A 12,145-nucleotide genomic window follows, 5' to 3' on the forward strand; every position below is an offset into this window, starting at 1 on the left:
AGCGATGCGGTCACGATATTGCTGTGGATGCCGACGCCGTACAGGGTGTCGCCGCCGGGCACTCGCATCTGGATATAGGCGACCGCGCTGGAATCCGCACCCGACTTGATCGCATGTTCGCGATAGTCGATCAGTTCCATGGCGATCCCGCACTGCTTCCGCAGCGCGTCCATGAACGCTTCGACCGGGCCGTTGCCGCGGCCCTCGATGGTCCGGATGGCGCCGTCCTCGAGGATCTCCGCCGTCATGTTCCGCATTTCCGAGGCATGGGCGTCGGGCACGGTGCGGTACTGCTTCAGGGTGATGCGGCCGTCCTGGTCCAGATACTCGGCGTTGAAGGATTCCCAGATCTGCTTCGGCGTGATCTCCTTGCCGGTGGAATCGGCCACGTTCTGGATCACGTTGGAGAACTCGATCTGCAGCGGCCGCGGCAGGTCCAGGCCATGGTCGTTCAGCAGGACATAGGCCACGCCGCCCTTGCCCGACTGGCTGTTGATGCGGATCACCGCCTCGTAGTTGCGGCCGACATCTTTCGGGTCGATCGGCAGGTAGGGCACGTCCCAGACCTCCGAATTGGCCGTCTTCAGTGCCGCGAAGCCCTTCTTGATGGCGTCCTGGTGGGAGCCGGAGAAGGCGGTATAGACCAACTCGCCGCCATAGGGGTGGCGCGGATGCACGGGCAGCTGGTTGCAGTACTCCACGGTGCGGATCACGTCCTGGATGTCGGAGAAGTCCAGCTTCGGCTCCACGCCCTGGCTGAACAGGTTCAGCGCCAGGGTCACCACGCAGACATTGCCGGTGCGCTCGCCATTGCCGAACAGGGTGCCCTCGATCCGGTCGGCGCCGGCCATCACCCCCATCTCGGCGGCAGCGACGCCGGTGCCGCGGTCATTGTGCGGGTGCAGGCTGAGGATGATGGAGTCCCGCCGGCTGAAATTGCGGTGGAACCACTCGATCTGGTCGGCATAGTGGTTCGGCGTCGCCATCTCCACCGTCGCCGGCAGGTTGAAGATCACCTTCCGCTCCGGCGTCGGCTGCCAGACATCGGCCACCGCCTCGCAGATCTCCACCGCGAAGTCGATCTCCGTCTGGGTGAAGCTCTCCGGCGAGTACTGCTTGACGATCTCGGTCTCCGGGACCGTTTTCTCCAGCTCGTTGATCAGCTTCGCGCCGGCCACCGCGATTTCGGTGATGCCGGCCCGGTCCATGTTGAAGACGACCCGGCGCTGTACCGTGGAGGTGGAGTTGTACAGGTGCACGATTGCCCGCCGGGCGCCGCGGACCGCGTCGAAGGTCTTCTGGATCAGCTCGGGCCGCGACTGGGTCAGAACCTGGATCGTGACGTCGTCGGGGATCATCCCCTCGTCGATCAGGGAGCGGCAGAAGTCGAAGTCGGTCTGCGAGGCGGCGGGAAAGCCGACCTCGATCTCCTTGAAGCCCAGCTGTACCAGTTTCTCGAACATGCGGCGCTTGCGGGCCGGGCCCATCGGCTCGATCAGCGCCTGGTTGCCGTCCCGCAGGTCCACGCTGCACCAGATCGGCGCCTTGGTGATGCGGGCGGCCGGCCATTTGCGGTCGGGCAGGTCGATGGCCTCGAACGGCCGATATTTCTGGATGGGCATGCGTCCTTCGACGCTGACGATCTTCTGGCTCATGACGTTCCTCCGCGGCACGGCCCGGCCCTTTCTCCGGCCCTGGCGCGCCGCCTTTTCATACGGATTGTCGGCCCGCTGTCCACCCGGCCCCCGCCCCGGGGCCTGCATTTCAGGCAGACGCGGGCGGAATGGCGGTCGATCCTGCGCAAGTCCGGCCCGGTCCGGGCAGGTGGCGCAGCGTCCGAACGAATTGTCAGAGGGGGGGAGCGCGTCGCGCGCTCGACGGCCCGGCCGCTCTTCAGGCGACCGGGTTGATAAGTCGCGCAAGCGGCAGGCGGTGCCGGCCGGAAAGCAGGATATGTGCGCTGACAGTCATCCTGAAAAAATAGCGGCCCGCGGAACATCGGTCAATCCCGGCCGTCGCATTGCCGCCGCCGGCAGCGACGTCTTGAAATTGAAACAATTCATTTACGACTTGGGCCTATCCGTTCATTCCCGGGACATGAGGGGGAAGCCTCGACAACGTCCGGAAGGGGTGCCGAGATGAACGTTGCCGCGAGACCCGGAACGACGGCGGTGGCGCAGGATGCCGATCCGGAGCGGATCGTCGAACTGACGGCCGCCGTCAGCGAGATCGCGAAGGAGAAGCTCGCCTCGATCCATGCGATCACCGGCCGCACCCGCATCCTGGCCCTGAACGCGCTGATCGAGGCGGCCCGGGCTGGCGAGGCGGGCAAGGGCTTCTCGGTCGTGGCCGGCGAGGTCCGCGACGTCTCCGACGAGATCGAGCGGGTCGCCCGGGCGCTGGAGGAGGAACTGGCGGCCCGCGTCGGGGCGCTGGAGCAGCTGGGCGGCCGGATCGTGCAGCATCTGCGGGGCCAGCGTCTCACCGACCTAGCGCTCAACGCCATCGAGATCATCGACCGCAACCTCTACGAACGCACCTGCGACGTGCGCTGGTGGGCCACCGACAGCGCCGTGGTGGCCGCCGTCGCCGATCCGGGCGAGGCGGTGGCGCGGCATGCCAGTGAGCGGCTCGGCGTGATCCTGCGCGCCTATACCGTCTATCTGGATCTGTGGATCTGCGACAGGAAGGGGCGGGTGGTCGCCAACGGCCAGCCCGGGCGCTATCCGAATGCCCGCGGCCTGGACGTGTCGAAGGAAAGCTGGTTCCAGTCCTCCATGCGGTCGCGCAGCGGCGACGATTTCGCCGTCGCCGATATCGGCACCAACCGGGCGCTGGGCGAGGCGCCGGTGGCGACCTATGCGGCGGCGATCCGGCGCGACGGCCGCAGCAATGGCGAAATCCTCGGTGTGCTGGCGATCCACTTCGACTGGGGGCCGCAGGCGCAGACGGTGGTCGACGGCGTGCGGCTGGCGCCGGAGGAGGCCGACCGCACCCGGGTCATGCTGCTGGATGCCAATGGCCGCGTGATCGCCGCCTCCGACGGGGCCGGCCTGCTGCAGGAACGTTTCCCGCTGAAACATGACGGCCGGCAGAGCGGCACCTATACCGACGACAAGGGCAATACCGTCGGCTTCCATGTCACCCCGGGCTACGAAACCTATCGCGGGCTGGGCTGGTACGGCTGCATCGTGCAGCGCGGCAAGGGCGGCGGCTGAGGACCCGACGGCGCGCGCCTCAGGCTGCGATCGCGTCGGGGATCAGCGGGGAATCCGCATCGAAGCGGACACCGCCGCGCAGGCAGAACAGCGGCCGGACCAGCCGGTCCGCCGTCACCGTCACGCCGCTGTTGTCGGACAGCTGGAAGCGGCCCTCCTCCAGGTTCAGCACGCTGATATCGGCGGCCATGCCGGGCTGCAGGCTGCCGATCTCCGCCTCCATGCGCAGCAGCTTCGCCGGATTGGCGGTCACCATCGCCACCACCTTCTCCAGCGGCACGCCGAGGTGCAGCAGTTCCGACATCGCGATGGTCAGGTTGAACGGCGCCACGCCGAAGAACGGGTTGGCGGCGCGCAGGTCGCTGCCGTCCGCGCCCGGCTCCGACACCTGGACGTTGTAGCCGTGCATGTCGGCGCCCAGGGTGAAGGGCAGGATGCCGGCGTCCAGCACCCGGCGCGCGGCATCGAAGCTGAAATGCGAGCCATGGCCCACATCCACCAGCAGGCCGCGCTGATGCACCGCCTCCAGCAGGATCGGATGGATCTCGCCGCTGGCGGAGACGAAGCCGCCCGGATGCCGGGTGAAGGGATGCGCCAGGATGTCGCCCGGCTCCATGATCGGCACCAGCTCGCGGATCAGCTCGTCGGCGTCCGGGATCGGCGCGGAGTCCGCGGTGGGCCAAAGCTGGCCCAGATGGATGTACAGCGGCTGCCCGGTTTCCCGCGAGATCGTCTTGCCGATGCGGATCACGTCCAGGCCCCAGCGCGACTGGCCGCCGATCTCCGCATGGGCCTTGATGCCGCGGACGATATCGGCGTTTTCCTGCGCCACGCGGATCGTGTGTTCGGCATTCACCCCGCCGGGACCGTAGAGGTCGGGATAGAGATGCCCTTCCAGACCGCCGACCAGGTAGCAGGAGATGAAGCAGAGCACCCGGCTGTCGGCCGGCCCGGCGACGAAGTGCCGGAAGCCGCCCATGGTCATGCAGCTGGGTCCGCCCTGGTCCACCAGGGTGGTGACGCCGGAGCGCACCCCGACCAGGTCGGGGTTCAGCCCGAAGCGGCCGGTGACATGCTGGTAGACATGGGCATGGGTGTCGATCATGCCCGGGATCACCAGCTGCCCGGCCGCGTCGATCCGCTGCCCTGCGGTGGCGGCGGACAGGTCGGGTTCGACCGCGGCGATGCGGTCGCCCGTGATGGCGATGTCGAAGCGGCCGTTCCGGCCCGCCGCGGGATCCACCAGGGTCCCGTTCGCGATGACGATGTCGTATTGCGGCGCGGCGGCCATCGGCACTTCCCCTGCTTTGTCGGCGTGACCGGATGAATGGCACGCCGGAAGCCCGACGTGCGGCCTTTCCGATGACAGTTGTAATACTGACCATTGCAGCTACACTTATCTGAAATGCTGTGACGGGGGTCCTGTGCTGTCAAGCGCAAAGGACAGGCATGCAGCCGTCGGTCGCAGGCCGCGCGGCGGCAATAGAGGCCATGAATTGAGGGGCCATGAGGGCTGACGCGGAAACAGGGACGGGCCAGCCGTCCGGCAGGGGCATCGGCGCGCGGCTCGCCCGGCGGGAGGATGACCGCTACCTGCGCGGCCGCGGCCGTTTCATCGGCGATATCCGGCTGCCCGGCATGCTGGAGCTCGCCTTCCTGCGCAGCCCCTTCGCCCATGCCCGCATCCACAGCGTGACCAAACCCGACGGGTCGGCGGGCCGCGTCTTCGCCGCCGGCGACCTGGAAGGGGTCACCGGCATCCGCGCCGATTCCGGCCTGCCGGGCTTCCGCAGCTCGGTGCAGCCGATCCTGGCGGCCGACAAGGTGCGGCATGTGGGCGAGCCAGTCGTCGCCGTCCTGGCGGACAGCCGCGCGACGGCGGAGGACCTGGCGGAGCTGGTCGAGGTGGCGTTCGAGGAACTGCCGGCGGTGCACGACATGACCCGCGCCCGCGATCCGGGCGCGCCGCTGCTGCACGACCATTGGGATGAGAACGCCTTCCTGGAGACGGCGGTCGATATCGGCTTCGAGGCCGCCGCGACAGGCGCCGCGGCGATCGTCCGGCGCAGCTTCCGCACCGCGCGGCAATGCATGGCGCCGATCGAGGGGCGCGGCTGCATCGCGGTCTGGGACCGGCAGCTGGAGATGCTGACCCTGCATTCCGCCAGCCAGATGCCGCATATCGTGCGCACCGGCCTTGCCGGCTGCCTGGGCCTGGACCATGGCCAGGTGCGGGTTGTTGCGCCCGATGTCGGCGGCGGCTTCGGCTACAAAGGCGTGCTGCTGGCGGAGGAGGTCTGCGCCGCCTGGCTGGCGATCAGGCTCGACCGGCCGGTGCGCTGGCTGGAGGACCGGCGGGAGCATCTGACGGCCGGCGCGAACTGCCGCGAGCATGCCTACGAGATCACCGGCTATGCCGCCGCCGACGGCACCCTGCTGGCGGTCGACTGCGAGGCGATCGTCGATTCCGGCGCCTATTCGCTCTATCCCTTCTCCGCCTGCCTGGAGGCGGCGCAGGTCGCCTCCATCCTGCCGGGCCCGTACCGCATGGGCGGCTATCGCTGCCGCACCTGGTCGGTCTGCACCAACAAGCCGCCCATCCTGCCGTTCCGCGGCGTGGCGCGCACCGGCGTCTGCTTCGCCATTGAGCTGCTGCTGGACGCGCTGGCCCGCGAACTGGGCATCGCGCCGGAGGAGATCCGCCAGCGCAACCTGGTGGGCCCGCAGGAAATGCCCTTCACCAACATCACCAACAAGTATTTCGACTCAGGCGACTATCCGGAGGCGCTGCGCCGCGCGGTCGAGGCGATCGACATGGCCGGCATCCGGGAAAGCCAGGCGGCGCAGGCAGCCGATGCCCGCCAGCGCATCGGCGTCGGGCTGTCGGTGTTCTGCGAGCAGGGCTCGCACGGCACCTCCGTCTATCACGGCTGGGGCATCCCGATGGTGCCGGGCTTCGAGCAGGCGACCGCAAGGCTGACCCCCGATGGCGGGCTGGAGCTGCGGGTCGGCGTGCAGAGCCATGGCCAGAGCCTGGAGACCACCCTGGCGCAGATCGCCTATGAGGAACTGGGCATCGACCCGGCGCGGGTGAAGCTGGTGCATGGCGACACCGCCTACACACCCTATTCGACCGGCACCTGGGGCTCGCGCTGCATCGTGATGGCCGGCGGCGCGGTGGCCACCGCCAGCGCCGCGCTGGCCGACCGGGTGCGGCGGATCGCCGGCCACCTGCTGCAGGCGGCGCCCGACACCGTGGTCCTGGCCGACGGCATGGCGCGCGCCGGCGGCGCCGGGATCTCGATCGAGGAGGTCGCCCGCACCTGGTACCTGAAGCCCCAGCTGCTGCCGCCGGATGTCGACCCGCGCGGGCTGGAGGCGATTGAGGGCTACAAGACGGTGAAGGACACCGGCACCTTCTCCTACGCCGCCCATGCTGTTGTCGTCCGGGTCGACCTCGACCTCGGCCATGTCGAGCTGCTGGACTATGTGATCGTCGAGGATGCCGGCACCATGATCAATCCGATGGTGGTGGACGGGCAGGTCGCCGGCGGTGCGGTGCAGGGCATCGGCACGGCCCTGTTCGAGGAGATGCCGTTCGACAGCTCCGGCCAGCCGCAGGCGGCGACCCTGGCGGACTATCACCTGCCGGTGGCCGCCGACGTGCCGCCGATCCGCATCCTGCACATGGAGACCCCGTCGCCGCTGAGCCGCTATGGCCAGAAGGGCATCGGCGAGAGCGGCGCCATCGGCCCGCCGGCGGCAATCGCCAACGCAGTGAACGATGCGCTGGCGCCCCTGAGGGCGGAAGTGACGGCCGTGCCGATGACCCCGGAGCGGGTGCTGGCTGCCATTGCCGCTGCCGGCCGGGGCGAGGGGAAAGCATGAAGCCGGCACCCTTCGCCTATGCCGTCGCCGCCGACCTGGATGCCGCCCTGGCACAGCTCGCGGCTGGGGAGACGGCCAAGCCCGTGGCCGGCAACCAGTCGCTGGGGCCGATGCTGAACCTGCGCCTGGCCCGGCCCGGCCTGCTGGTCGACATCGCCCGCCTGCCGGCCCTGCGCGCTGTGGAGGAGGGTGCGGACGCGGTACGCTACGGCGCTGCCATCACCCATGCCGAGATCGAGGATGGCGAGGTGCCGGATGCGACCGGCGGCTGGCTGCGGGCGGCGGCCGCCGGCATCGCCCATCGCGCGGTGCGAAACCGCGGCACCCTGGGCGGCAGCCTGGCCCATGCCGACCCGGCGGCCGACTGGGCGGTGGTGATGACCGGGCTCTGTGCCACCGCGATCGTCGAAGGGCCGGAGGGTGCGCGCCGGGTGGCGATGGAGGACTTCCTGACCGGTGCCTATGCCACCACCCTGCGCCCGGGCGAACTGCTGGCCGCGGTGGAGGTGCCGCGCCCCGGCCCCGGGACGCAATGGGGCTACTGGAAGTTCGTGCGCCAGGTGGGCGAGTTCGCCAAGGCCAGCGCCACCGTGCTGGTCGACCGCGCGCATGGCCGCCTGCGCTGCACCCTGGGCGCGCTGGGCACCGCGCCGCTGGTCCTGCCGCAGGCGGAGGCCCTGTTGGCGGGGGATTGCACGCCGGCGGAGGCGGTGGCGGCCGCGCTGCCCGACCGCACGAAGGAGGGGCGGGCGCTGCATGAAGTGGCCCTGGCCCGGGCCCTGTCGCAGGCCGGAATCGATAGTGCGGGCGGGAGCGGCGCATGACGGCGCAAGAAGCGGCGATCACCTTCACCCTGAATGGCCGTAAGGTGACTGCCAGCGCCGAGCCGCGCACCCATCTGGCCGACTTCCTGCGCGAGACCCACCTGCAGACCGGCACCCATCTGGGCTGCGAGCAGGGGGTCTGCGGCGCCTGCACCCTTTTCGTCGACGGCCGGCCGGTGCGGTCCTGCATCACCCCGGCGATCGCCTGCCAGGACGCGGAGGTCCGCAGCGTCGAGGGCTTCGAGGAGGATGCCCTGATGGCGCGGCTCCGTGCCGCCTTCACCCGGCATCACGGCCTGCAATGCGGCTTCTGCACGCCGGGCATGCTGGCGACCGCCTATGACATCGTGCGCCGCATCCCGGATGCCGATGCCGCCCGCATCCGGCGGGAGCTGTCCGGCAATCTGTGCCGCTGCACCGGCTATGCCGGCATCGTGGCGGCGATCGAAGAGGTGCTGGCCGGCGACCCGCCGGCGGCGGCCGTGGTGCCGCTGCCGCGCCGCGGGCCGCCGGCGATCCCGTCTGCGCCTGCGGACCAGCCGGCAATCGCCACGGCCGCCGCGCCGGCCGACCGCGCGCCTGGCCTGCCCTCCCTCGACGCGGAGATCGACGGCGCCGTCCCACTGTCCCGCAGCCTGATCCTGGACGCACCGCCGGACAAGGTCTGGCCGCTGCTGCAGGACGTGCCGGCGATGGTCGCCTGCATCCCGGGTGCCTCCCTGGACGGGCCGGTCGAGAATGGCCGCTTCCGCGGCCGCTGCACCGTGGCCATCGGGCCGATGCGCGCATCGTTCGGCGGCGAGGGCGCGGTGCGCTACGACACCGCCGGCCGCAGCGGCCGCCTGGCGGGCAGCGGGCGCGATGCCGCCAGCCGGTCGAGCCTGCTGGGCCGTCTCGACTTCGCCCTGACCGCGGAGGCAGGCGGCGGCTCGCGGCTGGTCCTGGACCTGCGCTATCGCCTGACCGGTCCGCTGGCGCAGTTCGGCCGGCCGGCGATCGTCGAGGGCATCGCCGACCGGCTGCTTGCCGACCTGGCCGCTGCTTTGGCCGCACGGGCGGCCGGCCGCGCACCGCCGGCGGCCGAGTCGCCGAAGGCGCTCGGCGGCCTGCGGCTTCTGGGCGCGGCCCTGGCCGGCCTGGTCCGACGGGCCTTGCGGCGCGGCTGAATTCGCCGCCATGTTCGTTTCCGCCGGCAGGGCCGGTTCCGGCAGGACAGAGGGGACGGGAAGGGCAATGGCGGAAGCGAAGATCTTGGCCGGCGAGGAACCGCCGGTCGACGACATTGCGGACCCGGAGCCCGGGCGCAGCGACGATCGCCCCTGGCGCCGGGGTGCCCTGCAGCAGCGGCCGGGCTTCCTGATCCGCCGCCTGCACCAGATCCATACCGCGCTGTTCGCCGAGGAATGCGGTGCGGAGAACGTCACCCCGATCATGTATTCCGTGCTCTCCGCCCTGGCCCAGACCGGGCCAGTCGACCAGACCACGCTGGCCGCGGCGGTGGCGATCGACAAGACCAACATGGCCGACATCCTGGAGCGGCTGCGCAAGCGCGGCATGATCCGCCGGCGGGTCGCGCCGCGCGACCGGCGGGTCCGCCTGGCGACCCTGACCTCGGAGGGCCAGGCCCTGCTGGACCGCCTCGATGCCCGGGCGGAGCGGGCGCATCTGCGCACGGTGGAAGACCTGGCCCCGATGGAACGGACCCTGCTGATGAACCTGATGACCCGCATCGTGAACGCGAAGTCGGCGAAGGACGCCGGCTGATGCCGGCCGCCACGCCGGACTCCACGGCCGCGACGCAGCAGAGCTTCGCGCGCCTTCTGGCCGTGGAGCCGGTGCTGAGCCGCATCGCGCCGCTGGCCGACCTGGCCGACCTGCCGTCGGGTCCGGCCTTGTTCCATGCCGGCCCGCCCTTCGCGGACCCGGCCGACCTGCCCGCCCCGGTCGCCAACAGCGTCGCCGCGGCGGCGATGCACGAGGGGCTGGCGGCGGATGCGGCGGACGCGCTGCGGGCGGTGGCGGCGGGGCGGATCGCGCTGATGCCGGCCCAGGATATCGGCCTGGTGACCCCGCTGACCTTCGTCGCCGGGGCCGGCATGTACTGCCTGGAGGTCTCCGACGCGGCCGGGTCGGGCCTGCGCCGCCTCTCGCCGCTGAACGACGGGCCGCTGCCGGACGCGCTGCGGCTGGGCACCGGCCGGCCGGCGGGCCTGGCGCTGCTGCGGCAGCTGACCGACGGGATCGGCCCCGACCTGGCGCGCGCGCTGGCGGCGCCGCTGCCGCTGCTGCCGCTGGCGGCCCGCGCCCTGGCCGGCGGCGACGAGCTGCATGGCCGGCTGAACGCCGCGCAGGCCGAGGTGCCGGGCTTTTTCGACAGCTCGCTGTCGGCGGAGTCCGCCGCCTACCTGCAGCAGGCCAACCAGTTCGTCCTGAATGTCGTGATGGCGATGGCGGCGCTGATGATCGGCGCCGGGGCCGGGGTGCCCGGCAGCACGATGGTTACGGCCTGCGGCGGCAATGGCCGCGACCTGGGCTGGAAGCTGGCCGGCGCGCCGCAGGACTGGATCACCCGGCCGGCCATGCCGCCGGTCGGCACGATGATGCAGCAGGGTGCGACCGCGCTGCCGGCGATCGGCGACAGCGCGGTGATCGACGCGCTGGGCCTCGGCGCCGCCTGCCTGCGCTTCGCGCCGGAGCTGGCCGGCCCGCTGGCCGACCATATCGACCCGGCCTTCCTGACCGCGACCGCTCATGACGCCTATATCGGCGCGCATCCGGCGCTGCCGCTGGACGGGTTGCGGCTCGGCCTCGACCTGACCCGGAAGCGCGCCTGCCTGGGCATCATGCTGGGGATGGTCGGCGCCAATGGGACCGAAGGGCTGGTCGGCCGCGGCGTCGCGCCCTGGCCGGCGGACGCTTGAGGCCGGCGTGGCAAGGATGGGTGCGGGACGGGAAGGGCGGGTTCCAGGTTCAGCCGGCCGGCGGCAGCGGCACCAGCGGGTCCGGCAGCAGGATGCGTCCCTCCGCATCGACCTGCACCGCGTAGCGCCGCAGCGGCGGCAGCACCCAGCCGGCACCGCAATGCCCGTCGGACACGGCGAAGCGGGCCCGGTGGCGGGGACAATGCAGCCAGCCATCGGCCGCCCGGCCTTCGGCAAGGCGGGCGAACTGGTGCGGGCAGAGACCCTGGAACGCCTGCACCGTGTCATCGAGGCGGAGCAGCAGCACGACCTCGCGGCCGACGGCCAGGTCGAGCAGGCCGCTCTCCGGAAAGGCCGCGAGGGTCGCCACCTCCTGCCAGCCGCTCATGCATCCGCCTCCGTCTTGTCCGGGGCCCGTTGCCGTGGAGCGACAGGCCGGGCTGCCCCGGGGCGACCGCCCAGATGACGGGACTGCCGCCGCCTGACGCCGATTTCATCGCGCCCACCACGGACCTGTGGCAGGAGATCCTGCCGCCTGACCATCCGGCGGGAAAGGCCGCGCCGCCCTATCGTTTCCGTTATCCCGCACGCCTGCCGGACGGGTCGATCCTGGAACTGCCGCTGCGCCGGCTGCCCGACGGGGAGCGGGCCGTCGCCTCGCTGATCGCGAACCAGGCCAGCCTGGCCGTGGCCGCCGCTCTTGCCGACCACATGGCGGCGCTGGCGGCCGGTCTGGGCGGCGACCTGGTGGTGGGCATGCCGACCCTGGGCCTGGCCTTCGCCGCGCCGGTGGCGGAGCGGCTGGGGCATCCGAACTACCTGCCGCTCGGCTATTCGCGGAAGTTCTGGTACCGCGACGAACTGTCGGAGCCGGTGCATTCGATCACCAGCCCCGACCGCGCGAAGCGGGTCTTCGTCGATCCGAACCTGCTGCCGCGGCTGGCCGGGCGGCGTCTGATCGTGGTCGACGACGCCGTCTCCAGCGGCACCACCCTGGTGGCGGTGCTGGCGCTTCTGGGCCGGCTGGACTGCAGCCTGGCCGGCATCGTGGTGGCGATGCGCCAGGGCATCGCCTGGCGGGAGCGCCTCGCCGCCATCGATCCCGGCCTGCCGGACCTGGTGCGCGGCGCCTTCGCAGCGCCGATCTTCGCGCGGGCGGAGGGCGGCTGGGTGCCGATTCCGGGGACGCTGGATCCGGGCCTGGGCGGGTAGTGCCGTCATTCCAGGCCTTGAGCCTGGAATCCATTCCTCATGCGCTTCGGCTTGGCTGGAGGAATGGGCTCTTGGCTCAAGG

General features: G+C 71.1%; 10 protein-coding genes. 7 read left to right on the forward strand and 3 right to left on the reverse strand.

Annotation, left to right across the window (positions count from 1 at the left end):
• Positions 1 to 1,655: 2-isopropylmalate synthase (leuA, locus tag ACFOGJ_RS04335; RefSeq protein WP_379898434.1), on the reverse strand; the 1,655-nt coding region annotated here is incomplete at its 3' end.
• A 483-nt stretch (positions 1,656 to 2,138) separates the two neighbouring features.
• On the opposite strand from leuA, the gene ACFOGJ_RS04340 reads away from it, so the two are divergent.
• Entirely contained in the window at positions 2,139 to 3,218 is a 1,080-nt protein-coding gene (locus tag ACFOGJ_RS04340; RefSeq protein WP_379898436.1) for a methyl-accepting chemotaxis protein, read from the forward strand.
• A 19-nt stretch (positions 3,219 to 3,237) separates the two neighbouring features.
• Here ACFOGJ_RS04340 and ACFOGJ_RS04345 read toward each other — a convergent pair whose 3' ends face one another.
• Positions 3,238 to 4,509 (reverse strand): amidohydrolase/deacetylase family metallohydrolase, encoded by a 1,272-nt coding sequence (locus tag ACFOGJ_RS04345; RefSeq protein ID WP_379898438.1) that lies wholly within the window; start codon positions 4,507 to 4,509, stop codon positions 3,238 to 3,240.
• Between the two features lie 215 nt (positions 4,510 to 4,724).
• Between ACFOGJ_RS04345 and ACFOGJ_RS04350 the strand changes: the two genes are divergently transcribed.
• From ACFOGJ_RS04350 to ACFOGJ_RS04370, 5 genes are all read left to right on the forward strand, one after another.
• On the forward strand, positions 4,725 to 7,106 hold the full coding sequence (locus ACFOGJ_RS04350) for a xanthine dehydrogenase family protein molybdopterin-binding subunit (protein WP_379898439.1): 2,382 nt from the start codon (positions 4,725 to 4,727) through the stop codon (positions 7,104 to 7,106).
• On the forward strand, positions 7,103 to 7,930 hold the full coding sequence (locus tag ACFOGJ_RS04355; RefSeq protein WP_379898441.1) for an FAD binding domain-containing protein: 828 nt from the start codon (positions 7,103 to 7,105) through the stop codon (positions 7,928 to 7,930). Before ACFOGJ_RS04350 ends, ACFOGJ_RS04355 begins: the two co-directional genes overlap by 4 nt.
• Positions 7,927 to 9,096, forward strand: coding sequence for a xanthine dehydrogenase family Fe-S subunit (locus tag ACFOGJ_RS04360; RefSeq protein WP_379898442.1), 1,170 nt, complete (start codon positions 7,927 to 7,929; stop codon positions 9,094 to 9,096). The genes ACFOGJ_RS04355 and ACFOGJ_RS04360 overlap by 4 nt, the downstream gene beginning before the upstream one ends.
• Before the next feature lie 67 nt (positions 9,097 to 9,163).
• Entirely contained in the window at positions 9,164 to 9,694 is a 531-nt protein-coding gene (locus ACFOGJ_RS04365) for a MarR family winged helix-turn-helix transcriptional regulator (RefSeq protein ID WP_379898444.1), read from the forward strand.
• Positions 9,694 to 10,851 (forward strand): oxamate carbamoyltransferase subunit AllG family protein, encoded by a 1,158-nt coding sequence (locus tag ACFOGJ_RS04370; RefSeq protein ID WP_379898445.1) that lies wholly within the window; start codon positions 9,694 to 9,696, stop codon positions 10,849 to 10,851. Before ACFOGJ_RS04365 ends, ACFOGJ_RS04370 begins: the two co-directional genes overlap by 1 nt.
• Before the next feature lie 49 nt (positions 10,852 to 10,900).
• Here the strand turns inward: ACFOGJ_RS04370 and ACFOGJ_RS04375 are convergent, their stop codons facing one another.
• Positions 10,901 to 11,239, reverse strand: a complete 339-nt coding sequence (locus tag ACFOGJ_RS04375) for a Rieske (2Fe-2S) protein (protein ID WP_379898446.1) — start codon at positions 11,237 to 11,239, stop codon at positions 10,901 to 10,903.
• A gap of 74 nt (positions 11,240 to 11,313) precedes the next feature.
• On the opposite strand from ACFOGJ_RS04375, the gene ACFOGJ_RS04380 reads away from it, so the two are divergent.
• Complete coding sequence (locus tag ACFOGJ_RS04380) at positions 11,314 to 12,063, forward strand: phosphoribosyltransferase (RefSeq protein ID WP_379898447.1); 750 nt, start codon at positions 11,314 to 11,316, stop codon at positions 12,061 to 12,063.
• The last annotated feature ends 82 nt before the right edge of the window (positions 12,064 to 12,145 follow it).

It is taken from the genome of Marinibaculum pumilum (assembly GCF_042646425.1).
GTDB classification, from domain to species: Bacteria; Pseudomonadota; Alphaproteobacteria; order Ferrovibrionales; family Ferrovibrionaceae; genus Marinibaculum; species Marinibaculum pumilum.